This window comes from Streptococcus sp. NLN76 (assembly GCF_015686645.1).
Classification (GTDB): Bacteria; Bacillota; Bacilli; order Lactobacillales; family Streptococcaceae; genus Streptococcus.
Genome location: NZ_JADPMS010000018.1, coordinates 1 through 26,314, shown reverse-complemented (window position 1 = coordinate 26,314; position 26,314 = coordinate 1). Strand labels below are relative to the sequence as shown.

Annotated in this window: 25 protein-coding genes; 22 read left to right on the top strand and 3 right to left on the bottom strand. The window is 41.9% G+C overall.

The window, feature by feature from the left end; all coding sequences use genetic code 11:
* Position 1 precedes the first annotated feature (1 nt).
* From I1A59_RS04850 to I1A59_RS04810, 9 genes are all read left to right on the top strand, one after another.
* On the top strand, positions 2 to 574 hold the full coding sequence (locus tag I1A59_RS04850; RefSeq protein ID WP_247644764.1) for a sugar O-acetyltransferase: 573 nt from the start codon (positions 2 to 4) through the stop codon (positions 572 to 574).
* A gap of 224 nt (positions 575 to 798) precedes the next feature.
* Complete coding sequence (locus I1A59_RS04845) at positions 799 to 1,527, top strand: gamma-glutamyl-gamma-aminobutyrate hydrolase family protein (RefSeq protein ID WP_196091682.1); 729 nt, start codon at positions 799 to 801, stop codon at positions 1,525 to 1,527.
* A gap of 241 nt (positions 1,528 to 1,768) precedes the next feature.
* Positions 1,769 to 2,518 (top strand): threonine/serine exporter family protein, encoded by a 750-nt coding sequence (locus tag I1A59_RS04840; protein ID WP_196091681.1) that lies wholly within the window; start codon positions 1,769 to 1,771, stop codon positions 2,516 to 2,518.
* Between the two features lie 10 nt (positions 2,519 to 2,528).
* Positions 2,529 to 2,963: a threonine/serine exporter family protein gene (locus I1A59_RS04835; protein WP_196091680.1), complete on the top strand. Its 435-nt coding sequence runs from the start codon at positions 2,529 to 2,531 to the stop codon at positions 2,961 to 2,963.
* Between the two features lie 88 nt (positions 2,964 to 3,051).
* Complete coding sequence (gene rpmB, locus I1A59_RS04830; protein ID WP_002885786.1) at positions 3,052 to 3,240, top strand: 50S ribosomal protein L28; 189 nt, start codon at positions 3,052 to 3,054, stop codon at positions 3,238 to 3,240.
* A gap of 139 nt (positions 3,241 to 3,379) precedes the next feature.
* A complete protein-coding gene (locus I1A59_RS04825; protein WP_179924299.1) occupies positions 3,380 to 3,745 on the top strand; it encodes an Asp23/Gls24 family envelope stress response protein in 366 nt (121 codons plus the stop codon).
* A 2-nt stretch (positions 3,746 to 3,747) separates the two neighbouring features.
* Entirely contained in the window at positions 3,748 to 5,418 is a 1,671-nt protein-coding gene (locus tag I1A59_RS04820) for a DAK2 domain-containing protein (RefSeq protein ID WP_196091679.1), read from the top strand.
* A gap of 551 nt (positions 5,419 to 5,969) precedes the next feature.
* Positions 5,970 to 6,188, top strand: coding sequence for a hypothetical protein (locus I1A59_RS04815; protein ID WP_196091678.1), 219 nt, complete (start codon positions 5,970 to 5,972; stop codon positions 6,186 to 6,188).
* A 205-nt stretch (positions 6,189 to 6,393) separates the two neighbouring features.
* Positions 6,394 to 7,176 (top strand): TraX family protein, encoded by a 783-nt coding sequence (locus tag I1A59_RS04810; protein WP_196091677.1) that lies wholly within the window; start codon positions 6,394 to 6,396, stop codon positions 7,174 to 7,176.
* Between the two features lie 60 nt (positions 7,177 to 7,236).
* Here the strand turns inward: I1A59_RS04810 and I1A59_RS04805 are convergent, their stop codons facing one another.
* Positions 7,237 to 7,980, bottom strand: a complete 744-nt coding sequence (locus I1A59_RS04805) for an amino acid ABC transporter ATP-binding protein (protein WP_196091676.1) — start codon at positions 7,978 to 7,980, stop codon at positions 7,237 to 7,239.
* Positions 7,977 to 9,539 (bottom strand): ABC transporter substrate-binding protein/permease, encoded by a 1,563-nt coding sequence (locus I1A59_RS04800; protein WP_196091675.1) that lies wholly within the window; start codon positions 9,537 to 9,539, stop codon positions 7,977 to 7,979. The genes I1A59_RS04805 and I1A59_RS04800 overlap by 4 nt, the downstream gene beginning before the upstream one ends.
* Positions 9,540 to 9,741: 202 nt before the next feature.
* Between I1A59_RS04800 and I1A59_RS04795 the strand changes: the two genes are divergently transcribed.
* The 8 genes from I1A59_RS04795 to sufB all read left to right on the top strand — a co-directional run bounded on the left by I1A59_RS04795 (position 9,742) and on the right by sufB (position 17,831).
* Entirely contained in the window at positions 9,742 to 10,587 is an 846-nt protein-coding gene (locus tag I1A59_RS04795; protein ID WP_196091674.1) for an undecaprenyl-diphosphate phosphatase, read from the top strand.
* Positions 10,588 to 10,668: 81 nt separating this feature from the next.
* A complete protein-coding gene (locus I1A59_RS04790; protein ID WP_196091673.1) occupies positions 10,669 to 11,439 on the top strand; it encodes an adaptor protein MecA in 771 nt (256 codons plus the stop codon).
* Between the two features lie 2 nt (positions 11,440 to 11,441).
* The gene (locus I1A59_RS04785; RefSeq protein WP_196091672.1) at positions 11,442 to 12,593 is read left to right on the top strand and encodes an MraY family glycosyltransferase; all 1,152 of its coding nucleotides are present in this window, start codon (positions 11,442 to 11,444) and stop codon (positions 12,591 to 12,593) included.
* An 87-nt stretch (positions 12,594 to 12,680) separates the two neighbouring features.
* The gene (gene sufC, locus I1A59_RS04780; RefSeq protein WP_196091671.1) at positions 12,681 to 13,451 is read left to right on the top strand and encodes a Fe-S cluster assembly ATPase SufC; all 771 of its coding nucleotides are present in this window, start codon (positions 12,681 to 12,683) and stop codon (positions 13,449 to 13,451) included.
* A 21-nt stretch (positions 13,452 to 13,472) separates the two neighbouring features.
* A complete protein-coding gene (gene sufD, locus I1A59_RS04775) occupies positions 13,473 to 14,735 on the top strand; it encodes a Fe-S cluster assembly protein SufD (protein ID WP_196091670.1) in 1,263 nt (420 codons plus the stop codon).
* A gap of 15 nt (positions 14,736 to 14,750) precedes the next feature.
* Positions 14,751 to 15,983, top strand: coding sequence for a cysteine desulfurase (locus tag I1A59_RS04770; protein ID WP_210766451.1), 1,233 nt, complete (start codon positions 14,751 to 14,753; stop codon positions 15,981 to 15,983).
* Positions 15,970 to 16,416 carry a Fe-S cluster assembly sulfur transfer protein SufU gene (gene sufU / locus I1A59_RS04765; protein ID WP_196091669.1) on the top strand — a complete coding sequence of 149 codons (447 nt, stop codon included), beginning with the start codon at positions 15,970 to 15,972 and terminating at the stop codon, positions 16,414 to 16,416. Before I1A59_RS04770 ends, sufU begins: the two co-directional genes overlap by 14 nt.
* Complete coding sequence (sufB, locus tag I1A59_RS04760) at positions 16,416 to 17,831, top strand: Fe-S cluster assembly protein SufB (protein ID WP_196091668.1); 1,416 nt, start codon at positions 16,416 to 16,418, stop codon at positions 17,829 to 17,831. Before sufU ends, sufB begins: the two co-directional genes overlap by 1 nt.
* 220 nt (positions 17,832 to 18,051) lie before the next feature.
* Here the strand turns inward: sufB and I1A59_RS04755 are convergent, their stop codons facing one another.
* Positions 18,052 to 19,299, bottom strand: a complete 1,248-nt coding sequence (locus tag I1A59_RS04755; RefSeq protein WP_196091667.1) for a serine hydrolase — start codon at positions 19,297 to 19,299, stop codon at positions 18,052 to 18,054.
* 164 nt (positions 19,300 to 19,463) lie between these two features.
* Between I1A59_RS04755 and I1A59_RS04750 the strand changes: the two genes are divergently transcribed.
* From I1A59_RS04750 to I1A59_RS04730, 5 genes are read left to right on the top strand one after another with little or no spacing between them, the layout of a single operon-like run.
* On the top strand, positions 19,464 to 21,434 hold the full coding sequence (locus I1A59_RS04750) for a peptide ABC transporter substrate-binding protein (RefSeq protein WP_196091666.1): 1,971 nt from the start codon (positions 19,464 to 19,466) through the stop codon (positions 21,432 to 21,434).
* A 59-nt stretch (positions 21,435 to 21,493) separates the two neighbouring features.
* Positions 21,494 to 22,990: an ABC transporter permease gene (locus tag I1A59_RS04745; RefSeq protein ID WP_196091665.1), complete on the top strand. Its 1,497-nt coding sequence runs from the start codon at positions 21,494 to 21,496 to the stop codon at positions 22,988 to 22,990.
* The gene (gene oppC, locus I1A59_RS04740; RefSeq protein ID WP_196091664.1) at positions 22,990 to 23,916 is read left to right on the top strand and encodes an oligopeptide ABC transporter permease OppC; all 927 of its coding nucleotides are present in this window, start codon (positions 22,990 to 22,992) and stop codon (positions 23,914 to 23,916) included. The genes I1A59_RS04745 and oppC overlap by 1 nt, the downstream gene beginning before the upstream one ends.
* Positions 23,917 to 23,921: 5 nt before the next feature.
* Positions 23,922 to 24,998 carry an ABC transporter ATP-binding protein gene (locus I1A59_RS04735; protein ID WP_196091690.1) on the top strand — a complete coding sequence of 359 codons (1,077 nt, stop codon included), beginning with the start codon at positions 23,922 to 23,924 and terminating at the stop codon, positions 24,996 to 24,998.
* Positions 24,999 to 25,925 carry an ATP-binding cassette domain-containing protein gene (locus I1A59_RS04730; RefSeq protein ID WP_196091663.1) on the top strand — a complete coding sequence of 309 codons (927 nt, stop codon included), beginning with the start codon at positions 24,999 to 25,001 and terminating at the stop codon, positions 25,923 to 25,925.
* Positions 25,926 to 26,314: the final 389 nt, after the last annotated feature.

Sequence of the window (26,314 nt, the reverse complement as noted above, 5' to 3'; positions counted from 1 at the left end):
TATGGTTCAAAAATGGGAATGGAAACGAATGATGGCAGGTCAGGTCTACGATCCAATGGCCATGGAAGATCCTTCCTGGAAGCGGATGCAAGAGGCCCAATGGGTTTTTAACCACTCTCGCTTTTGGGAGGATAAAGAGTCTTTGGATGGTGTTCGTGCTTGTCTGGGGCAAGCTCCAGAAGATTTGGTCCTGACACCTCCAATCTACTTTGATCATGGGGATCGAATCTTTTTTGGTCAGTCTTGCTACGCCAACACAGGTTTGGCCATCTTGGACGCCCAAGAAGTACGAATTGGAGACCAGGTGCTGCTTGGTCCACACGTGTCTATTTATACCGCAAATCATCCCCTGGATGCGGAGGTGCAATCCACTGGTTTGGAAACAGCCCGACCAGTATCGATTGGAGACCGGGTTTGGATTGGGGGTCGAGTGGTTATTAATCCAGGGGTGTCGATTGGTTCCGACACGGTTCTAGCTTCGGGGTCTGTGGTGACCAAGGATGTCCCAAGTGGGGTGTTATACTCTTTTAGTTTATCTTTTATTACTGTGTTAGCTCGTCTTGCCGTACTTTAGTACTGCCTGCGACTCGCTGCCTTGTACTAAAAGCAAACTAAAAGACTATAGCAGGAGGAAACCCTTGCCGTGTGATTCGTCCGATTGAATCAGAGGATACCTCTTTTTGGCAGGATGCCTTGAATCAATACCGAAAAGAACGGGAAGAAGAGCAGAAGCATTCCGAATCAGGAAATAAAATGGTATGATAGAGGATAAGTTTTTCTGAAAAAGGAGTAAGTAAAATGAAAAAACCTCTCATTGGGATTGCCGGTAGTGTTTTATTGACCAAATATGGTTCTTCAGAAGGATACCGACGCGCATATGTAAATGAAGATTATGTTCAATCTGTTCTCCAAAATGGTGGGATTCCTGTCATCATCCCTGTTGTGGATAGTTTAGAAGCTGTTGACGCTTATATTGATCAAATTGATGCTCTGATTCTATCAGGAGGTCATGATGTGACTCCTCAATATTATGGGGAAGAACCTAAGCCCAAAATTGGCCAGACTTGGGAGTTACGGGATTGGTTTGAATCCAATTTGTTGGAAAAAGCTTTGGAGAGGAAAATGCCGGTCCTTGGAATCTGCCGCGGCTTACAAATTATGAATGTCTTTCATGGTGGTAGTTTGTGGCAAGACTTGACCTATATGGAAAATATTGAGGTTCGGCATATGCAGGGAAATATGCCAGATCAGACAACCCATCTAGTGGATGTAGAAGAAGGCAGCAAGCTCTATGAAATGATGGGGCAGGAAAAGTATGTCATGGTCAATACTTATCACCACCAAGCTGTGCGTGATCTTGGTGAAGGCTTTAGAGTCACCGCCAAATCTGCGGATGGAGTAGTGGAAGCGATTGAAAATGATGACTATCCATTTTATGTGGGAGTTCAGTGGCATCCAGAAATGTTGCACCAATCCGTTCCTATTATGAATAATCTCTTTGCAGGCTTAATCCAAGCGGCTCAGTAATTGGAAATATTTTTTCTTTTTTTGAATTCAATTGGTGCTATAGTCTTTTAGTTTACTTTTAGTACAAGGCAGCGAGTCGCAGACAGTACTGAAGTACGGCAAGACGAGCTAACACAGTAATAAAAGATAAACTAAAAGAGTATAAAAAGTCTGAACAGTATGGAATCCCTATTTCTATAATGAGAGTTAGAAGAGGCTCGGTCGAATGGCCAAGCCTCTCTTTCAAAAGCTGGAGGAAGGCATGCGTGAAAAAGATGTGTTAGCGGCTACAGGCCAATTTGCCTATCTGATGTTAACCAGTGGGGCTGAAACAGGTCGTGTGGAGTCCAGTATTGATTATGTGGGAAGGGCACTTGGGATTCCGATTATCTGTCATGTGACCATGACATCAATTTTGTTAGTCAATCAGGATAGTGGTCGTTCTTATGTTGTGAAGGTCCCTCGCTACCAGGTTGACTTGCAGATGGTCCATGATTTAAACCATCTGTCACGACAGTTGGTTCAAGGTCAAGTAGACTTTGAGGGTTTTCAAATGGAAGTTGAGCGTTTGTCTCAAGGAGTTCCTCATTTTCCTTTATGGCAGCAGTACCTTGGTGCTGGATTTGTTTCGATGGCTCCGAATTTAGTGGAGCTAGCCCCTTTATCTGATTTTCTTCTCACATTTTTCTTGGGGATTTTTGCTCACTTTCTGAATCGGGAGGCTAGTCGTTTTATGGTTCCGCCTTATTTAGCTGTTGGTTTATCCGCTTTTGTGGTTGCTTTTTTGACCAATGGGTTTTACCATTTGGGTTGGGGGCAGACGTTTGAGGTTCTCCTGATTTCTTCACTGATGCCGCTAGTTCCGGGTGTAGCTTTAACCAACTCACTTCGGGAACTTTTGGGAGGGCATACAATCTCGGGATTGGTGCGGGCGGTCAATGCGCTTTTAATTGCAGCCTCCATTGGTGGTGGTGTTATGATGGCGAATCTCTTGTTTAAGGCACTGGTCTAGGAGGTGGGTTATGATCTTTTTCTTGGGCTTTGTCTTAAGTTTCTGTGGTAGTTTGGGCTACGGGATGATGGTCAATGCACCTCGTCAAACCTTACTGAGTTCAGCCGTTACGGGCGGTTTGTCCTGGATAGCCTATCTTTTAGTGTTGGAAGTGACAGGGGGGATTTGGTTGGCAAATTTAGTAGCTAGTTTGATGATTGGACTCTTGTCGAACCATTTTGCGAAACGAATTGGGACACCGGTGAATATCCTGTCTATTCCCTGTATGATTTCGTTGGTACCTGGAGGGACTATCGCGACATCTATGCGGTATTTTGCCCAGGGAGAGGTTTTACAGGGGCAGTCCTTTTTTGTCCGGACCTTACTTATTTGTTTTTCACTTGCCCTTGGTTTTGTTTTGGCAGAAGGAGTGGTCTTCTTAAGAAGAAAAATGAGAAAATCATGAGTCATGACTTGCCAAAGGTGCGAAAGTGTGGTAATATTTTACGGTATGTGGTGTAGCACCCTTAAAACTAAATAGGAGGAATGACGAAATGGCAAAAGTATGTTATTTTACAGGTCGTAAAACTGTATCTGGTAATAACCGCTCTCATGCGATGAACAAAACAAAACGCGCAGTTAAACCAAATCTTCAAAAAGTTACAATTTTGGTTGACGGTAAACCTAAAAAAGTTTGGGCTTCAGCTCGTGCGCTTAAATCAGGTAAAGTTGAACGCGTTTAATCAAGCTTAAAAAGAGGTTGGATTTCCAATCTCCTTTTTTATTTTCTGGGACCTGAAAGGGCTTGACATTTGAGCCCGGTTTGTACACCCATCCAAAAATGTGGTAAAATGAACTATAAACAATTTGAGGTAAAAGGATATGACTGTAAAAATCAATACACGCGATGGTCAGATTGAGTTGACCGATGATGTCATTGCTACCATCGTAGGTGGTGCAGCAACAGAGATTTTTGGCGTAGTTGGCATGGCCAGCAAGAATGCCATTAAGGACAATTTCCAAGCCCTCCTAGGTCGAGAAAATTATTCAAAAGGGGTTGTGGTTCGTAGTAACGAGGCGGGAGACATTGAGGTAGATGTCTATACTGTTTTAAGTTACGGAACCAAGATTAGTGAAGTGTCCCGTAACATCCAAGAACGGGTCACCTTCAGTTTAGAAAACCAATTAGGCATTACTGCCAAAGCAGTCAATGTATATATCCAGAATATTAAAATTGTAGGAGAGTAGTCGTGGCCAATATTACAACCAGTTTATTTCAAGAGATGGTTCAAGCAGCTGCCACTCGATTAACCAATCAAGCTGAATATGTCAACTCATTGAATGTTTTCCCTGTTCCAGATGGAGATACAGGAACGAATATGGGGATGACCATCGAAAATGGTGCCAAGGAAGTTGCTGATAAGCCTGCGCAGACAGTGGCAGAAGCAGCGAATATTTTTGCTAAGGGACTTTTGATGGGTGCGCGTGGTAACTCAGGTGTTATTACGTCACAATTATTCCGTGGTTTTTCTCAGGGAGTTAAGGATTTGGAAGAATTAGATGGAGCTGCTTTGGCCCATGCCTTCCAATCTGGTGTAGAGGTTGCTTATAAAGCGGTTATGAAGCCTGTTGAGGGAACCATTCTTACCGTCTCTCGTGGAGCTGCCATTGGAGCGGTTAAGAAGGCTGAGACCAGTAATGATGCTGTGGAAGTTATGGAAGCAGCACTTGAAGGTGCTAAGACTGCCTTAGCTAAGACTCCAGATATGTTGCCAGTTCTCAAAGAAGTAGGTGTTGTCGATTCTGGTGGACAAGGACTTGTTTTCATCTACGAAGGCTTTTTGTCTGCCCTCAATGGCGAATACATTGCTTCTGAAGATTTTGAGGCAACACCAGCCATGATGGGTGAAATGATCAATGCTGAACACCACAAATCTGTTGCAGGCCATGTTGCAACAGAGGATATTACCTTTGGTTACTGTACGGAGATTATGTTGGCCCTTAAACAAGGGCCAACCTATGTGAAGGACTTTGATTATGACGAGTTCCGCAATTACCTTAATGACCTGGGGGACTCCCTCCTTGTGGTCAACGACGATGAAATTGTCAAAGTTCATGTCCATACAGAAGATCCTGGTTTAGTCATGCAAGAGGGGCTTAAATATGGTTCTTTGGTGAAAGTTAAAGTGGATAACATGCGCAACCAACACGAAGCTCAGGTTGAAAAGGAAGCAACCCAAGCCACTGACAGTAAAGGTCCTCGTAAAGAATTTGCGGTGGTAGCCGTTGTTGCGGGTCAAGGAATGGCAGACATTTTCCGGGCATCTGGTGCAGACTATGTTATCGAAGGTGGCCAGACTATGAATCCGTCTACGGAAGACTTCGTCAAAGCTATTGAAGAAGTCCATGCAGATAAAGTTATTCTCTTGCCAAATAATAAAAACATCTTCATGGCAGCCCAATCTGCTGTCGAAGTTGTAGAGGAGGCTGCAGCTGTAGTAGAGAGCCGCACAGCTCCTCAAGGTTTGACCAGTCTCTTAGCCTTTGATCCGAGCCGCAGCTTGGAAGAGAACCAAGAACGGATGACTCAATCTTTGGCGGAAGTTGTGTCAGCTTCTGTAACTCATGCAGTTCGAGATACAACCATTGATGGTTTGGAAATCCATGAAAGTGACTTCCTAGCCATGGTAGAAGGTAAAATTGTAGCTTCCGATGCTGACCTTGAGACTGCACTAGACTTGATGTTCAACCAAATGGATTTGGATGATAAAGAGATCTTTAGTATTTATGTTGGAGAAGAAGGCTCAGAAGAATTTGCAGAAAGTCTCCAAGAAAAGTTGGAAGATCGTTTTGAGGACCTGGAAGTTGAAATTTTCCCAGGAGACCAGCCAGTCTATCCTTATATCTTTTCAGCAGAATAAAGCGACATTATCCTCGAAAATGGTTTTTTCGAGGATTTTTGAGCTTAACCCTTGAATAAATAAGCTAGGGTTGGTATAGTAATGCTTATACTTGAAACAGTTCGAAATCTGAATACTAGCGGAATTGAAAAAATGACAAGGGAATCCGATGATGATAATTCCACAGGTCTGGGAGACCTGTGGAATATTAAGGATAAGGCGTGGAAACACGCAATCAATCAGTTCATCAAAGAGATTTGATAAAGTCAGATTGAAATGCAATGAGTAACATCCAAAAAATGGCAGGTAAATCATAAAAGGGATTTGCAAAAACTTGGGAAATTGCACATCCTTCTAGCTTTATCGTGAACAGTCCTTTTTATGTTTAGGAGAAAGTCGTTAACGAAAAGACTCCGTCGAATGTTCGTTTTTTTGGTCAAATTGATTACTTCTCAGTTGACAGAAGACTAGAAAAAGGGCTGATATCAGCGATTTATCTGAAATTTAATTGACAAGCTGTCTAAAATGATTTACAATGAATGTCTGGAGATAATAAAATAAGGGAGGATATCATGGCTAAGTCTAACTTTGAAAAAGTCGAGACAGTAGTAGGCTGGGTACGTGACAAGAAAATCACTGGTTACCGTATTTCTAAGGAAACCAATGCCCGTGAGATGTCTATTATTGCACTAGCACAAGGTCGTGCTCAAGTGAAGAATATTTCATTTGAGACTGCATTGGGTTTGATTGATTATTACGATAAAAATCACGAAAAATTCGATGATGTTTAATCGTTCCTGATTAAAATCGGTTAGAAAAGAAACAGGATACCCTTTTTTCTAGCCGATTTTTTATTATGTTTTCTTGAATAAAGTTGTAGTAATTATAAAATAAGAATAAAAAACTTAGAACATGACTTCCAAGATTAGTTTGTTTGGATTTCTTTTGTTTTCAAGAAAGTACCTGAGGTTAATTTAGAAAGTGTTTATAAAAGGAATGTCAAAAATTCAACTAACAGGTTTTCAATTGAAAATCATTGCCTTGATTGGGATGTTTATCGACCATATCTATACTCATTTTGGAGATCTCCTAGGACTGCCTTTTTGGGGATCGTGGATTGGTCGCTTTGTCGCCCCAGTATTTCTTTTTCTGTTGATGGAGGGGTTTCGCTATACCTCTAATCGAAAGGCCTACTTCTTACGGTTATTGTCGGGAGCTGGACTGATGCTGGTCATTAATGTCCTCCACAATTGGCTGACAAGCAACTATCTCGATCCTCTCACACGAGAATTTGATCTTTGGATGTTGATGAATGGAAACAATATATTTCTGACCCTAGCCTGTTTCTTTTTAATCTTTACCTTGGTGGAACAGATTAAAGAAGGGAAATCAGGTCGTTGGTTAAAGATTCTTTACCTATTGCCTTTACTATTCTTTACTTTGTTGACTGAAGGAGGATTGTATTTGATGCCTCTCGGCTTGGTTTTGGCCTTTTTCCCAGGTTCCAAAAGAGCTGCAAATGTTGTTCTTTTAGGGACGTCGCTAGCCTTAGCGTTGAAGGCTTTTTTAAGTTATCAAGGGATGTCGGAGTTCTATCCAGATTTAGGGTCTTATTTAGCCTACGATAATCAATTTATGCAATGGTTAGCAATTCCTCTCATTGCTGCTTATAATGGACAACGGGGGGGACAAGGAAAGGTCTGGGAGAAGAATTTATTCTATATTGCTTATCCCTTGCACTTGACTCTCATTTATGTCATCGAATCTTTGGTTCGATAATGAATACTTTATCACCACTGAACACAAAAAAGCTTCCTAAATTTTTAGGAAGCTTTTTTCTTAGCCAAGATAGCGTTGAAGGAATTCACGTGTCCGTTCTTCTTTCGGATTGGTGAAGATGTCCTCTGGACGTCCTTCTTCGGCGATAACGCCTTTATCCATGAAGATGACGCGACTAGATACGTCGCGGGCAAATTCCATTTCGTGGGTTACCACAATCATGGTCAACCCTTCTTGTGCCAAATCTTGCATGATTTTGAGAACTTCGCCGACCATTTCAGGGTCGAGAGCTGAAGTCGGTTCATCAAAGAGGATGGCATCAGGATTCATGGAGAGAGCACGAGCAATAGCGACCCGTTGTTTTTGTCCACCAGAGAGCTGTTTTGGTTTTGCTAACCAATATTGCTCTCCCATGCCAACCTTGTTGAGATTTTCTTTGGCGATTTTTTCTGCTTCAGAACGTTCACGCTTGAGAACAGTTGTTTGGGCTACAATGGCATTTTCCAAAACGTTTAAGTTTTCAAAAAGGTTAAAGTTTTGGAAAACCATCCCGAGTTTTTCACGATAAGTTGTAAGATCGTGCTCATCGGCTAGAACATTTTTTCCATGGTAGAAAATTTCACCTGCACTTGGAGTTTCCAAGAGGTTGATGGAACGGAGGAAGGTAGATTTACCACTACCGGAACTTCCGATGATGGAAATGACCTCCCCTTTATGAACGGTTAAAGAAATGTCTTTTAACACTTCGTTTTGACCATAGGATTTTTTGAGACTTTTGATTTCAAGAATGGTTGTTTGCGTCATTTAATCACCTCCGTTTGCATTTGATTTGCTCCGGTAGTGTAAGTATCGGTATCCAAACGACGTTCTACATAACGCAAGATGCGGGTTACGGTAAAGGTAAGAACGAAGTAGATGATGGCGATTACGGTAAAGGTTTGGAAATACTGGTAGGTTTGAGTTGCAACGGTATTTCCGGAAAAGTAGAGCTCGACTACAGAGATTACGTTCAACACAGAGGTATCTTTGATGTTTACAACGAACTCATTCCCTGTCGCAGGAAGGATGTTGCGGACAACCTGTGGCAATACGACCTTACGCATGGTTTGGCCGTGGCTCATTCCCAAGGCAGTTGCAGCTTCAAATTGTCCTTTATCGACAGCAAAGATACCACCCCGGACAATCTCACTCATGTAGGCACCAGTATTGATGGAAACAATAAAGATGGCTGCAAGTGTTCGGTCAATATTGATCCCAAAGGCTTGGGCTGTTCCGTAATAGATAACCATGGATTGTACAATCATCGGTGTACCACGGAAGATTTCAATGTAAGCACTGAGGAACCAACCAAAGAGTTTTTGGAAAAAGGCTGGAACTTTTGTCTTCGCTTGAGGGGCTGTCCGGTAGACTCCGATCAAGAGTCCAATACCAGTACCAACTACAGTACCAATAATGGAAATCAAGAGGGTAATTCCAGCTCCGCGTAAGAATTGAGAACCATTATTTTGAACAATGGTTAGCATTTGTTGGAAGAAGTTTGGTGTTTCTTCTTCAGTGTCGCTTTCAAGTGGTTGATGTTTAATCATTTCATCCATCAAAGCCACTTGTTGGTCAGTTGAAATTTCAGTGATAGCTGCATTGACTTCGTCTATGCGAACATCGTCCTTGCGCATCCCTACAGCAGTCGTAACCTCTTCATCACTAGTTTTAAATCCAGGATTTAGATTAATCATCTTAAAGATTGAGTTGGCATCTTCTGCTGTGAGAGCTTCTGGGCGCTCAGAGATATAACCGTCAATAACACCAGCTTCTAAGGCTTGACGCATTTGTGCGAAGTCCCCCATAGCTGTTTCTTTGGATGCACCGTCGATTTGGTCGATTAAATCGTAGAGGTAAACTCCCTGTTGAGATGTGAGTTTTGCTCCTTTAAAATCAGCTAGTGATTTGGCATCGGAATAGTCGGAGTCTTTTCGAACAACAATAACTGGTTGGCTCCGGTAGTAGCTATCTGAGAAGGCAATCTCTTTGCGGCGTTCCTCAGTAGGGCTCATCCCTGCGACGATCAAGTCGATTTTTTTAGAGGTAAGGGCTGGAATCAAACCATTCCAAGTTGTTTTGACAACCAAAGGTTTCTTACCAAGTTTCTCTGCAATTTGTTTGGCGATTTGAACATCATAGCCGTTGGCGTATTGGTTTGTGCCTTCGATTTGTACGGCACCGTTACTGTCGTCGTCCTGTGTCCAGTTAAATGGAGCATAGGCTGCTTCCATCCCGACTCTTAAGTACTCATCTGCTTGGGCTGGACTGACCCAGGTAAAAAGCAGTGCGAGTCCCGTGAGTAGGCTTACTACTAACTTTTTCATAGGAACCTCCTTCTAAATTATTTCATTATATAGGAAAAGAGTAGACAAATCAATATAATTTTTTAGTGAAAACGTTTTAAAGTATGGTATGGATGGTCTTTTTAGGGACTAACTTGTCTAGATCAGTCGGAATTTGTGGATTTTTCTGGTCTCTAAAAGAGGGTTGTGGTATAATCAATTCTGTTATGGAGGACAAAAGGACATGATTGTCATTGAATTACTAAAAGCGATCATTTTTGGAATTGTAGAAGGGATTACGGAGTGGTTGCCAATTTCCAGTACGGGGCACCTGTTGCTTTTGCAGGAATGGCTCCAGTTTAAGAATGTTTCAGCTGACTTTATGGACATGTTTAATGTCGTCATTCAGCTAGGAGCGATTTTAGCAGTTGTCGTTATTTATTTTGGAAAGCTCAACCCTTTCAAACCGGGTAAATCCAAAGAAGAAGTGAGACAAACTTGGTCACTGTGGTCCAAAGTTTTAGTGGCTATTCTACCAGCAATGGTCATCGGGGTTCCTTTGGATTCATGGTTTGAGGCTCACTTTTACAATCCTGTTTCCATTGCTCTGATGTTGATCATCTATGGGGTAGCCTTTATTGTGATTGAGCGCCAAGACTTTGTGAAGCATCCAAGTATTACTCGCTTAGAAGATCTGCCTTATTCAACAGCCTTGAAGATTGGATTTTTCCAAGTCTTAGCACTTTTTCCTGGGACAAGTCGTTCCGGTGCGACCATTGTGGGGGGGTTGTTAAATGGCACCAGTCGGTCTGTGGTGACAGAATTCACCTTCTTTCTTGGGATTCCAGTGATGTTTGGAGCTAGTGGGGTCAAAGTACTTAAGTTTATCCTGAATGGCAATACTTTAACAGGGGCTGAGGGTCTTTTGTTGGCAGTGGCCATGTTGACAGCCTTCGGAGTCAGTCTGTATGCCATTCGCTTCTTGACAGATTACGTGAAGCAGAATGATTTCACTATTTTTGGGAAATACCGTATTGTTCTAGGTATTCTCTTGCTAATCTATGCAGGGGTACGTGCCTTTTTGGCTTAAATGCAAAAGAGTGGAGCGTGATTCCGCTCTTTTTTTGAAATCTTAAGGAAAATTCAGTATACTGGAGGATGAGGTATTTAAATGAAAATGAAACAATTAAATGATCGAACTTTAAAGATTTCGATCAGTATGAACGATTTGGAAGAAAGAGGAATGGAGTTGGCGGATTTCTTGGTTCCGCAAGAAAAAACGGAAGATTTCTTTTACACCATTCTAGACGAATTGGATTTACCGGAGAATTTTCTGGATTCGGGAATGCTGAGTTTTCGGGTGACTCCAAAACCAGATCGCTTGGATGTCTTTGTGACCAAGTCTGATGTGGACAAACCCATCAATTTTGAGGATTTCGACTTTGAGGACTTGCCTCAAATGGAGGATTTCCCGGACATGGATCCAGAGCAGTTTATCAAGGCTATGGAAGAGGCGCTCAAGAACTATAGTCAGGATCCACAGTCGGATGAGCTGCTGAGTGAATTGGATACCTTCCGGAAGCAGGTTGAAGCTGATCGAGAGGAAGAAGTGGACGGGGAGCAGGCGCAAGAAAGTGAAGGAAAAAAACCAGCAAATCACTTTTTGTATTATGTTCTGCAATTTTCAGATTTTGCGAAGGTTCGTGCCTATGTAGATTTGGTTGATTATGACTACGATGGTTCCGAGTTGTATAAATATAAGGGCCACTATTATCTGACTGTTTTAGTGAATACGAGCCAGATGCCTGGTAAGTATCCGGTTTATTTGATGGCTCGCATGCGGGAAATGGCGGAAGAGTCTCAGGTAACGAGACCTGTTCTTCAGGAACATGGGACAGTTTTACTTTACGGGAATGCGATTGAAGACTTACAAAGGATTTAGACATGGTACCCTTTGCCCTTTCTTTTATATTAGCTTTGATTGCGACCTTTTTAGGGAGCATCGTGTTGACCCCCTTAGTTCGGCTCTTATCCTTTCGGATTGGGGCGGTGGATTATCCAAATGCAAGGCGGATAAATACCAAGCCCATGCCGACCGCTGGTGGATTGGCAATTTTCCTGTCCTTTGGCTTGGTGAATCTCTTTATTATGCCAGGGATTGTCAAGGTGACAGCTTTTGGGCAGACTTATTTAGAGTATGTTTGGCCAGTTTTACTGGCGGCTGGAGTAGTTGTTCTGACGGGATTGTTGGATGATATTTTAGATCTGAAGCCTGCTCATAAGATGCTGGGGATTCTGACGGCTGCTGTTTTGATTTGGGCCTTGACGGATTTCCGCTTGGACAATTTTAAAATTCCTTTTGGGGGACCCATTTTACATTTTGGTCCGATTTTATCTTTTGTCCTAACATTGATTTGGATTGCAGCTATAACCAATGCGGTCAATCTCCTGGATGGTTTGGATGGCTTGGTAAGCGGCGTGTCCATTATTTCGCTAGGGACCATGGCCATTGTGTCTTATTTTTTCCTACCACAAGATAATCTCTTTTTGACCATGTTGATTTTACTCTTGGTTATGGCAATTGGGGGATTTTTTCCCTATAACTATCATCCGGCGATTATCTTTTTAGGGGATACAGGGGCTCTGTTCTTGGGATTTATGATCTCGGTTTTATCCCTACAAGGTTTGAAGAATGCGACAGCTGTCGCAGTTATTACGCCTATGATCATTTTAGGGGTTCCGATTACAGATACCTTGATGGCCATTATTCGTCGACGTCTGGCGGGGAGAAAGATTTCGGAAGCGGATCGCCACCACTTGCACCATCGTCTATTGAGTCTTGGTTTGACTCATCGAGGGACTGTGCTGGTGATTTATGGGATTACCTTTATCTTTTCTATGATTTCCCTTTTGCTCAATGTATCAAGCCGAATTGGTGGAATTTTGCTTCTATTGGCTTTGGCACTTGGAACCGAATTGTTTGTAGAATTATTAGGAATTTTAGGGCCTGATCGGGCGCCCTTATTGAATACCCTGCGGTTCATTGGAAATTCGGCTTATCGGGAGGAAGTGCGTCGGAGACGGCAAGAAAAGTAGATAAGAATAATTCTAAACACAAAAAAAGCCTCAGAGGCTTTTTTTTGTTATACTTAAACCGTATTACCTAGAAGGAAGGATCAAATCATGTCAGTATTGGAAGTTAAAGATCTCCATGTATCCATTGAGGATAAGGAAATTTTAAAGGGAGTTAACTTAACCCTCAAGACGGGTGAAGTTGCGGCTATCATGGGACCAAACGGAACTGGAAAATCAACCTTGTCCGCTGCGATTATGGGGAACCCTAACTATGAAGTTACCCAAGGGGAAGTTCTGTTGGATGGGGTTAACATTTTGGAATTGGAAGTAGACGAACGGGCACGAATGGGGCTCTTCTTAGCGATGCAGTATCCTAGTGAAATCCCAGGCATCACCAATGCAGAGTTTATTCGTGCAGCCATGAACTCAGGCAAGGAGGAAGAGGACAAGATTTCTGTTCGTGATTTTATCACGAAATTGGATGAGAAAATGGCCCTTCTTAACATGAAAGAAGAAATGGCAGAGCGCTACCTCAACGAAGGATTCTCAGGTGGTGAGAAAAAACGCAATGAAATTTTACAACTCTTAATGTTGGAACCAACCTTTGCTCTTCTAGACGAAATTGACTCTGGTTTGGATATTGATGCCCTTAAGGTTGTTTCTAAAGGGGTTAATGCGATGCGGGGAGAAGGCTTTGGTGCCATGATTATTACTCACTACCAGCGTTTGCTGAACTACATTCAACCAGATGCCGTGCATGTCATGATGGACGGAAAAGTGGTTCTCTCTGGTGGTCCTGAGTTGGCAGCCCGCTTGGAAAAAGAAGGTTATGCGAAAATTGCAGAAGAACTCGGGTTTGCATACGAGGAAGAAGTATAAGCCTAGGCTGAGGAGGAAACGATGACGAAAGAAAGCATTTTGGCTTTTTCGCAAGCCCAGGCAGAGCCAGTATGGTTACAAGACTTGCGCTTGAAAGCTTTTGATAAAATCCAAGAACTGGACTTGCCCAGAATTGAGCGGGTCAAGTTTCATCGTTGGAATTTGGGAGATGGTCGGCTTGAGCTGAGTGAGGATAGTGGGAATGTTCCTGCCTTTGCGGACCTCAGCAGTAATCCCAAGTTGGTGCAAGTAGGGACTCAAACAGTCTTAGAACAATTGTCTCCTGAATTGATGGAGCAAGGTGTTATTTTTACGGACTTGGCAACAGCCCTAGAAGAAATTCCAGAAGTTGTGGAAGAACATTTTATGTCTGCCCTAGCCTACGATGCAGACAGACTTGCGGCTTATCATACAGCCTATTTTAACAGTGCAGCTGTTTTGTATGTTCCAGATAATGTAGAGATTGCTCAACCCTTAGAAGGAATTTTTTACCAGGAAAGTGATTCAAGCGTTCCCTTCAATAAGCACATCTTAGTGATTGCAGGTCGCAATAGTAAGTTTTCTTACTTGGAACGCTTGGAAACCTTGGGTGAAGGTCAAGAAAAAGTTACAGCCAATATTACGGTTGAAGTGATTGCTCAGGCAGGGGCTCACGTTAAATTCTCTGCCATTGACCGCCTTGGTAAGAACCTGACCACCTACCTGACCCGTCGAGGCCGGATTGGCCATGATGCCACCATTGACTGGGCTCTCGGTGTGATGAACGAGGGAAATGTAGTGGCTGCCTTTGATACCGACTTAATTGGACGCGGAAGCCATGCGGATATGAAAGTGGTCGCTCTCTCATCTGGCAAACAAGTTCAAGGAATTGACAGCCGGATAACCAACCATGGTGCCAACTCAGTTGGAAATATCTTCCAACACGGCGTTATCTTGGAAAAAGCAACCTTGACCTTTAATGGAATTGGTCACATTATTCGTGGTGCCAAAGGGGCAGATGCCCAACAAGAAAGTCGCGTTTTGATGTTGTCAGATCAGGCTCGGTCAGATGCAAACCCAATTCTGTTAATTGATGAGAATGAAGTAACAGCCGGCCACGCAGCTTCTATTGGTCAGGTAGATCCAGAGGACCTTTATTACCTTATGAGTCGAGGATTAGACCGAGCAACTGCGGAACGCTTAGTCGTTCGTGGCTTCTTGGGGGCCGTTATTGTAGAAATCCCTGTTAAAGAAGTTCGAGACGACATGATCCAAGTGATTGAAGATAAGTTAAGTAAAAGATAAACAAGAGGAGTAGCCATGCAGCCAATCGACGGTCGGCAGATTCAAAAAGACTTTCCCATTCTCGACCAGCAGGTCCATGATGAGGACCTCGTCTACTTGGATAGTGCAGCAACGAGCCAAAAGCCCTGTGCTGTAATCGAGGCCATGGATCGCTATTATCAGGAAATTAACGCGAACGTTCACCGTGGTGTTCATAGTTTAGGGGAGTCTGCGACCCAAGCCTATGAAGAAGCGCGACGAAAAGTCGCGTCCTTTATCGGAGCCGCTTCTGAAAGAGAAGTTATCTTTACTCGGGGAACAACGACAGGTCTCAACCATCTAGCTCGGATGTTAGAACCCCAATTGTCCCCTGGAGATGAGGTTCTGATTTCGATCATGGAACACCATTCCAATATTGTTCCTTGGCAACAGGTTTGTCAACGAACAGGAGCCAAATTGGTTTATGTCTATCTCAAAGATGGTCGTCTGGATTTGGATGATGTTAAGGCTAAATTGAATCCAGCCACACAGGTAGTTTCTTTGGCCCATGTCTCCAATGTGCTAGGGATTGAAAATCCGATTGCAGAGATTGCTGACTGGGTTCACGATGTAGGAGCTTACCTAGTGGTAGATGGGGCTCAGTCTGTGCCGCATCTTCCTGTTGATGTTCAGCAATTAGATCTTGATTTTCTAGTCTTTTCCGGTCATAAGATGATGGGGCCAACCGGGATTGGGGTTCTTTATGGTAAAGAATCTCATTTGAAGGAGTTGGAACCGGTAGAATTTGGCGGCGAGATGATTGACTTTGTTTTTGAACAAGAGTCAACCTGGACGGATCTACCTTGGAAATTGGAGGCTGGAACACCTCCAATTGCGGAAGCGATTGGTTTGGGAGCTGCTGTTGATTATCTAAATGATTTAGGGATGGACCGACTTGCGGCTCAGGATAAGGATTTACTAGCCTATCTTTGGCGAGGCCTGCAGTCGGTTGAGGGGGTGGAAATCTATGGACCTCCTTCTTTGGAAGGGAGAACGGGTTTGATTTCCTTCAACCTTGAGGGGTTGCATCCGCATGATGTAGCGACTGCCTTGGATTATGAAGGGGTCGCTGTAAGGGCGGGGCATCATTGTGCCCAGCCTCTGCTGTTCTATTTAGGAGTTGGGGCTACGCTGCGGGCTAGTCTCTATGCATACAATACCAAGGAAGATTGCGATCGCCTTGTCCAGGCTTTGGAGAAAACAAAGGAGTTTTTTAATGGCACTTTCTAAATTGGACAGTCTCTATCGAACGCTAGTGGCAGAGCATTCCAGACATCCCCATCACCAGGGGACTTTGTCCGGGGTGGAACCGATTCAATTGAACAACCCGACCTGTGGCGATGTGATTCAACTCTTTTTGCTCAAGGATGAGGAGGGTCGGATTCGTGATATTTCCTTTATCAATTCGGGTTGTAGCATTTCGACAGCCTCTGCCTCCATGATGACGGACCTTGTGATTGGGAAAAAAGAAGAAGGGGTTTGGGCACTTGCCCAGGATTTCTCTGATTTAGTACAAGGGCTAGAATTGTCCTCGACCGACCAGCTCGGTGACGTAGCCTTTTTGTCTGGGGTTGCGCAGTTCCCGCAGCGGATTAAATGTGCCACTCTTGCATGGAATGCTTTGAAAAAAGCAATGGAAGTAAATGAAACGAAAGGAAAATAATGGCTGAAAATGAACGCGTAGAACCCAAGCCAATTGATTTGGGGGAATATAAATTTGGTTTTCATGACGATGTTGATCCCATTCTCTCGACTGGTAAAGGGTTGAGCGAGGATGTTATTCGTGAATTGTCAGCGGCAAAGAATGAACCTCAGTGGATGTTGGATTTTCGTCTTAAATCCTATGAGACGTTTAAGAAGATGGAATTGGAGACTTGGGGTGCTGATTTGACCCAGATTAACTTTGATGACATCATCTACTACCAAAAACCGTCTGATAAACCAGCTCGTTCTTGGGACGACGTTCCAGAAAAAATTAAAGAAACCTTTGAACGAATCGGGATTCCGGAAGCTGAACGTGCTTATCTTGCGGGAGCTTCTGCCCAGTATGAATCAGAAGTGGTTTACCACAATATGAAGGAGGAGTTTGAAAAGCTAGGGATTATCTTTACCGATACAGACTCTGCCTTGAAAGAATATCCAGACCTTTTCAAGCAATATTTTGCGAAACTTGTTCCACCAACAGACAATAAATTAGCTGCCTTGAATAGTGCAGTATGGTCAGGTGGAACCTTTATCTATGTGCCTAAAGGGGTTAAAGTGGATATTCCGCTCCAAACCTATTTCCGGATTAACAATGAAAACACAGGTCAGTTTGAGCGAACCTTGATTATTGTGGATGAGGGGGCCAGTGTGCACTATGTTGAAGGCTGTACAGCTCCAACCTATTCTAGCAATAGTCTACACGCAGCCATCGTAGAAATCTTCTCGTTGGAAGGAGCCTACGTCCGTTACACGACGATTCAAAACTGGTCGGACAATGTCTACAACTTGGTAACCAAGCGAGCGAAAGCTCTGAAAAATGCGACCGTTGAATGGATTGATGGGAATATCGGGGCTAAAACGACCATGAAGTACCCATCTGTTTACCTTGATGGCGAAGGTGCGCGTGGAACCATGCTGTCTATCGCCTTTGCCAACCAAGGGCAAGTGCAGGATACTGGTGCTAAGATGATCCACAATGCCCCTCACACGAGCTCATCCATCGTTTCGAAGTCTATTGCGAAGAGTGGCGGCGAAGTAAACTATCGAGGTCAAGTGACCTTTGCCCGTAATTCTAAGAAATCCGTCAGTCATATTGAGTGTGATACCATTATCATGGATGACCAGTCTAAATCAGATACCATCCCATTTAATGAAATCCACAACTCACAAGTGGCTTTGGAACACGAAGCCAAGGTTTCTAAAATCTCAGAAGAGCAACTCTATTACCTCATGAGTCGTGGTTTGTCTGAACAAGAGGCAACAGAGATGATTGTCATGGGATTTGTAGAACCATTTACAAAAGAACTTCCAATGGAATACGCTGTCGAACTCAATCGTTTGATTAGCTATGAAATGGAAGGTAGTGTCGGATAAGTCAAAAAAACCAGCAATTGCTGGTTTTTTTGACTTATCCGACACTAATTTCAAAACAGAATACACGCAGAATTTCCAAAGAATGACGAGGATAGCTGATGATGATAGTGCAATAGGTCTGGGAGACCTGTTGTATTTTATCAAGGAAGTGTGCAAGGCACGCAATCAATAAGTTCATCAAAGAGGTTTGCCAAAGTCAGATTTTGAAATTCAATGAGTACTAGAGTTTTTCGTTTACGAAAAGGACAAAGTCGTTCCAGAGGACTTTGAAGAAGTTGCTTTTGGCAACATCTTCCTTGCTGACCATGGCGAATTTTGGTTCCTGTCCTTGGATATAACCTTTACCGATAAGTTCAGGATCTTTATAGGTCAAGTTGCCGATAAACTCTCCCTTTTGGATTGGGGCTTGATACCCGTTGGGGTCTGTCTCCCATTTGATATCTAGGTCCCCTGTGTAATCCCCACGTTGGATGAGGATGGCATCGGTTTTGGCAACAGCTGCGATAGGTGATTTTTTACCGTCTTTAATAACAGCAGTTGAATCTTCATATTGTTCGCCTTCAGCGGCGAGTACATTGGCGAAAAAAGTGCGCGTGATGTAGTTTAGGAGTGAGATTGTCGCGTTGTAACGGGCATTTGGATCTTGGTCAGGGTTATCAACGCTAAGAGCGATACTGACTAGGCGCATTCCGCGCTCAGTGGTTGTGACAATGATGGAATCACCGTACTCAGCAGAAGTACCCGTTTTTAATCCATCCACGCCATTGCGGAAGCGGGGCATGTTGGGGATAAGCTGATTGGTGGCATAAATGGTATCTTTCCCGAATTTAGCTTGGTTTTTCTCGGTAATTTCGGTGATTTCAGGATGGTCTTTCAGAAGATGATAAACCATGACTCCAAGAGCATTGGCAGACATGAGATTCTCTTGGTTTTTACCACCATCCACAGTATTCAAGGCGCTTTCGTTTAAGCCGGATGAATTGTAGAGTTTGTAGTCACGGATCCCTAAGCTGTCTAGCTTGTCTTCCATCCGTTTGACAAAATCCTTTTCTTTCCCAGCAATTTCTTCGGCAAGGGCGATGGCTGCCGAATTGGCTGAGGAAAGCAACATGGCATGGAGTAATTCTTCAACCGTGTATTTTCGATCTTCCATAGGGACATTTGAGGTCGAAGAATCTACAGTTAGCTGGTAGGCGAAATCCTCGATTGGAACTTTTGTATCCATGTTGATTTCTCCGGCCTCAACTGCATCTAGGACTACATAGGTTGTCAGCAGTTTGGAGATGGAGGCAATACCGATTAATTCATCAGGATTTTTTTCGAATAAAATTTTTCCGGTGTTTTGTTCAAAAACCAGGGCACTTTTGGCGGTTGTTTTAAAGTCATCTGCAGCTGTAACAGTTATACTAGGAAGCAGGGATGACAGTAATATTATGGTGACCAGAATAAACTGGATAAGTCGTTTCATAGGATTCCTCTTTCAGATACTAATTACTCTATTTTATCATAGTTCTAAAAAGAGACCTAGAATTTTGAGAGGAAAAAAATACATAATAGTCAGAAAATTCATTTACTTTTTAAAAGGACTGTGGTAGAATAAGGACATTACATTGATGGAAAAGGAGTCCTGTAATGAAAAAGAGTAAATTATTCGCATTATTAGGAGTAAGCTTGCTATCAGTTGGCGTGCTTGCTGCTTGCTCAAGTTCGAGTGGGGGGAATTCTTCCACGTATTCTTATATTTATCAAACAGATCCAGATAATTTAAATTATTTGATCACTGGGAAGCAGGCTACATCGAGTATTACTTCAAATGTCATTGATGGGTTAATGGAGAATGATCCATACGGAAACTATGTACCATCCGTTGCAGAAGATTGGACAGTATCTCAAGATGGACTGACTTACACTTATAAACTTAGGGAGGGTGTTAAGTGGTACACCTCTGAGGGTGAAGAATATGCTGATGTAAAAGCACAAGATTTTGTGACTGGGTTGAAATATGCAGCAGAAAATGAAGCCGAGGCATTATATGTTGTTGAAGATTCAATCAAAGGTCTAAGAGACTATGTTGAAGGAAAAGAAAAAGATTTTAGCAAGGTTGGTATTAAAGCCGTAGACGATTATACCCTAGAATATACGTTGAACCGCCCTGAATCTTATTGGAATTCCAAAACAACCTATGGAATCCTTTATCCTGTTAATGAGGAATTCTTGACTTCACAGGGAGATAATTTTGCCAAAACTGGTGATCCAACAAGTCTTCTCTACAATGGACCTTTCCTTCTGAAATCAATGACAGCTAAGTCTGAGATTCAGATGGCTAAAAATGAAGGTTATTGGGATAAAGATAACGTACATTTTGACACAATAAAATTAACTTATAATGATGGATCAGACTTGGATATGACAATTTCAGGTTTTGATAAGAATATTTTTGTAAAAGCCGGTCTTAATCCAAATGCCCCATCTTATAAGAAAATGTCTGAAAAATACGAAGATAACATTGTTCAACCTCCACAAGATGCAACAACCTATCTTCTAGGTATGAATATCGACCGCCAATCTTATAAGTATACAGCCAAGGAGACGGATGCTCAGAAAGAATCGACAAAGAAAGCTCTTCTTAATAAAGACTTCCGTCAAGCTTTAACCTTTGCCTTTGACCGCTCAGCATACACGGCTCAGTTAGTTGGCGAAGAGAGTGCGGATTCAATTCTTCGTAATCTATTTATTCCACCAGGATTCGTATCAGCAGATGGTAAAGAATTTGGAGACATGGTAAAAGAACAACTGGCTGATAAAGAGGAGTGGAAAGATGTGGATCTTTCTGATGCTCAAAACGGCTTGTATAATCCAGAAAAAGCTAAGGCTGAATTTGCCAAAGCGAAACAAGCTTTGGAAGCTGATGGTGTTACTTTCCCTATTCGTTTAGACCTACCAGTTGATCAAACGGCTACTACTTCAGTGAAAAGAGCACAATCGATTAAGCAATCCTTAGAAGAAAATCTTGGCAAAGAAAACGTGGTTGTTGATCTACACCAGATGACTGCAGATGAGGTTAATAATATTACGTATTTTGCGGAAAATGCGTCACAAACCGATTGGGATATCTCTAATAAAGTTGGTTGGGGGCCAGATTTCCAAGATCCGTCTACTTATTTAGACATTATTCGTCCATCTGTTGGTGAATCAACTAAGACTTATCTTGGTTTTGATCCAGGTGCTGATGTCGAAAGTGCAAAAGCAGTTGGCTTGTATGAGTATGAGAATTTAGTCAACGAGGCGGCTAAAGAAACTCAAGATACAAAAGCTCGTTATGAGAAGTACGCAGCTGCACAAGCATGGCTAACGGATAGTGCATTGATTGTTCCGATTGAATCTAAGGGTGGAGGCACAAGTGTCACACGATTAAAACCGTTCACAGAGCCATTTGCGTGGTCAGGTAATAAGGGTGACTATGGTGTTATCTTTAAATACCTTGAACCAAATGATGGTAATGTAACGACTGAAGATTACAATAAAGCTCGTGAAGAGTGGAACAAAAAACGTGAAGAAGCTGCTAAGAAGGCAGATGAAGAAATGAAAAACCATGTGAAATAAAGATTACAAGGACTTTCTCCGAAGTGAGAAAGTTCTTTTGAGATAATAAGGAAAAAGCGATGAAAAAATACATCCTGATGCGTATTTTACGCTCGTTGGTTTCCATTTTTTTGGTAACCACCCTGATTTACACTATTGTGTATACATTAGTGCCTAGGAACCTCATTTTTAAACAGGATCCGCAGTACAATAAAATTGCGAAGACTCCGGACTCTAAAGCGGATTATGAACACACCGTTTTTGAACGAATGGGTTATGAAGAGTATTACTCTAGCAAGGAACTTCAAGAAAAAGCATCTTCTCTTGATAAATCAGTGACCGTTGAAGGTACAGATGCAAATCGTAAGGTATATAAGGAATACTTGGATGGTTTAAGCGGAAACTGGGAACTAGAACAAATGCCGGAAAGTAAGCAATTTTATGCGGTTCGGCAGGTTCCTATTTATGAACGTGTGTTTGATTTTTATGCAAATCTGATTCAAATTGACCACCCTTGGAAAATTCAAGATGCAGAGAATCCAGATTTGGAACGCTACATTCGCATTGAAAATGATCCTGCAATCGGTTGGTCAGTAGTTGGATCTGGAACTCAGCACAAATATTTATTGTATTTTAATGGAGTTTTTCCATTTGTCCATCAAAACTTCTTGACTTTGAATCTTGGGAATTCTTATCCAACTTTTTCTGGCCAGTCAGTTTTAGAGGTGATTACCCAAGGACAGGGACAAACAGAATCGACGGAAACTTCTTTCCCAACTGGTAAAAAGATGTCCTCAGTGAATATTTATAGTCGTACTTATAAAAATCCAGCAAAGATGGATGAACGTGACATTCGAAACTTTGGAGAGGGAGATAACTATAGTGCGACTAAGAGTAACTACACTGATCCATCCATGATTGTTAACTCTTCTATTATTGGTATTATTGGAGTCATTATCTCATACGGATTAGCGATTCCAATTGGTTCAGTATTAGCACGCTATAAAAATAGTACTTTGGATTCTGTTTCAACAGCAACTTTGACCTTTTTACTTGCACTTCCAACTATTGCCTTGGTGTATTTGGTTCGATTGTTAGGTTCTTTTATCGGTCTTCCAGACTCTTTCCCAACTTTAGGAGCAGGCGATTGGCGTTCTTATGTGCTTCCTGCAGTAATTCTTGGTCTCTTGAGTACTCCAAGTTTGACTATTTGGATTCGCCGGTACATGATTGATCAACAGTCTAGTGATTATGTACGTTTTGCTCGTGCGAAAGGTTTATCTGAGAAGGAAATTATGCAGAAGCATATTTTTAAGAATGCTATGGTTCCGATTGTTGCAGGTATCCCTTCAGCTATTATTCTAGTAATTATCGGTGCTACTTTAACGGAGTCTGTGTTTGCCTTTCCAGGAATGGGGAAAATGTTGATTGATTCTGTCCGTGCTGCCAACAATACAATGGTGGTTGGATTAACTTTCATCTTTACAAGTCTTTCCATCTTGGCGAACTTACTTGGTGACTTGCTGATGACAGTCTTGGATCCACGAATTAAGCTATCTTCAAAAGGAGGTAAATAATGGCACAGTTAGATTCTTCAAAATTTGAATTTGTCAAACGTGATGATTTTGCCTCTGAATCAATAGATGCACCAGCGTATTCTTATTGGAAGTCAGTTTTTAGAGAATTTTTGAAGCGTAGGATGACGCTTGTTATGTTAGTTGTTTTAGCTAGCATCGTTTTGATGAGTTTTATTTATCCTATTATTTCAGATTATGACCCTAACGATGTTTCTAATGTAAACAACTTTGCCTTACGCTATATTGCCCCTAATGCTGAGTATTGGTTTGGAACCGATGCTAATGGCCATTCTCTTTTTGACGCTGTCTGGTTTGGAGCACGAAATTCTATTTTGATTGCAGTTATTGCCACAGTAATTACGATGGTGATTGGAGTTTTTGTTGGTGGAATCTGGGGTGTGTCTAAGTCAGTTGACCGTGTTATGATTGAGGTATATAACATTATTTCTAATATTCCTCAATTGTTGATTGTTATTGTTTTGACCTACTCACTTGGTTCTGGCTTTTGGAATTTGATTTTTGCTATGACTGTAACATCATGGGTTAGTGTAGCTTACACTATACGGGTACAAATTTTACGCTACCGTGATTTGGAATATAATTTAGCAAGTCGAACTCTTGGGACACCATCACGTAAGATAATTGTCCGTAACCTGTTACCACAGTTGGTATCGGTTATTGTAACAATGGCTGCAGCTCAGTTACCTTCCTACATTTCTTATGAAGCTTTCCTATCTTTCTTTGGAATCGGTCTGCCAGCAACAGTGCCAAGTTTAGGCCGGTTAATATCAACCTATTCTCAAAATGTTACTACTAATGCTTACCTCTTTTGGATTCCATTGACAGTGTTGATTTTAGTTTCATTGTCTTTCTACATTGTGGGACAGAATTTGGCGGATGCAAGTGATCCAAGAACTCATAGATAGGAGCGATTATGTCAGAAAAAAATATTATTTTAAATGCTCAGGATGTAGTCGTTGAGTTTGAGGTCCGTGATCGGATCTTGACCGCCATCCGGGGTGTATCTTTAGAGTTACTTGAAGGTGACGTTTTAGCATTAGTTGGTGAATCTGGAAGTGGTAAATCTGTTTTAACTAAAACATTTACAGGTATGCTGGAAGATAATGGTCGCCTTACCCAAGGCTCTATTGAATATAGAGGGCAGGATTTGACCAAACTGAAAACAAATCAAGAATGGGCGGAAATTCGAGGCAAAAAGATTGCGACAATTTTCCAAGATCCGATGACAAGTCTTGATCCGATTAAAACGATCGGTAGTCAAATTACAGAAGTTATTATTAAGCATCAAAGGAAGGATGCAAAAGAAGCTAAGGAAATGGCGATTGACTACATGGATAAAGTTGGCATTCCGGATCCAGAAAGACGTTTTTCGGAGTATCCTTTCCAATACTCCGGAGGAATGCGTCAACGGATTGTGATTGCAATTGCCCTAGCATGTAAACCAGATATCCTCATCTGTGATGAGCCTACCACAGCTTTAGACGTAACCATACAGGCCCAAATCATAGATTTGTTAAAAGACTTAAAAAATGAATACGGATTTACGATTATCTTTATTACCCATGATTTAGGTGTGGTAGCAAGTATAGCTGATAAAGTAGCTGTCATGTATGCAGGAGAGATTATCGAATATGGAACCGTGGAAGAGATTTTCTACGATCCTAGACATCCTTACACATGGAGTTTGCTTTCTAGTCTACCCCAATTAGCTGGTGAAGATGGAGAACTCTTCTCAATTCCAGGTACGCCGCCATCTCTTTACACTGAGATTAAAGGTGACTCGTTCGCACTTCGTTCTGACTATGCTATGGCAATTGATTTTGAAGAAAAAGCCCCGACATTTTACGTTTCTGAGACCCATTGGGCTAAAACCTGGCTTTTGCATGAAATGGCACCTCGTGTGGAAAAGCCAGAGGTTATTCAAAATTTGCATGAAAAGATTCGAGAAAAAATGACTTTTGCTGATTTTATGGAAGGAGATAGCTAATTGACTGATAAACTTATTGAAGTGAAAGATTTAGAGATTTCCTTTGGAGAAGGAAGCAAAAAATTTGTAGCTGTGCAAAATGCTAACTTTTTCATTAACAGAGGAGAAACTTTCTCACTAGTGGGAGAGTCAGGTAGTGGGAAAACAACGATAGGGCGTGCCATTATTGGTCTAAATGAGACAAGTGGTGGTGATATCTTCTTTGACGGTAAGCGAATTAATGGGAAAAAGACCAGTGAAGAAGAAAAAGAATTGATTCGTAAAATTCAAATGATTTTCCAAGACCCAGCTGCGAGTTTGAATGAGCGTGCAACCGTGGACTATATCATTTCGGAGGGGTTATACAATTTCAATTTATTTGAAAATGAAGAAGATAGGCAGCGTAAAGTTCGTGAAATGGTAGAGTCTGTAGGTCTTCTTGCAGAGCATTTGACTCGCTATCCACACGAATTTTCTGGTGGACAAAGACAGCGGATTGGTATTGCACGGGCTCTAGTAATGCAGCCAGATTTTGTAATCGCAGATGAACCAATATCAGCTCTAGATGTATCGGTTCGGGCACAGGTTCTTAATCTATTAAAGAAATTCCAGCGTGAACTAGGTCTAACCTATCTATTTATTGCCCACGATCTATCAGTTGTCCGATTCATTTCAGACCGAATTGCAGTTATTTATAAAGGTGTTATTGTTGAAGTAGCTGAAACTGAGGAACTATTTAGTCGCCCGCTTCATCCCTATACACAATCATTGCTATCTGCAGTTCCAATCCCAGATCCACTTCTAGAACGCAAGAAAGTTCTTAAAGTTTATGATCCCTCTATACATGATTATTCGGAAGATAAACCAAAAATGGAAGAAATCACTCCCGGTCACTTTGTATGGGGAAATGAGAAAGAACTACAGAGCTATCGTAATCAAGTGAATTAAGAGCATTCAGTGGGGATGCTCTTTTTTTATTAAAAAAATGTAACTTTCCCCTTGCAAAGACCAACATCATGTTGTATACTAATAAAGTCCTGAAGGGAGAGTTCCTTAAACGGGACGCAATCAGTAAAATAGTTCGGTCCAAACGAACGAAAGCAAAAAAACTTTAAAAAAGTTAAACAAAAGTGTTGACAAACTATTGAGGTTTTGATAAACTGATTAAGTTGTCTCGTGAGAGACATGACCTTTGAAAACTGAACAAGACGAATACCAATGTGTGGGTAGTAGGAATACTACCTGTCAATAATAAATTCGAAGCTAAATCAAAAGACTTCAAGGCAAACTGACGCAGGTAGAACTAAGGTTCACCAAGGAGGTTTAACAAAGAAGTC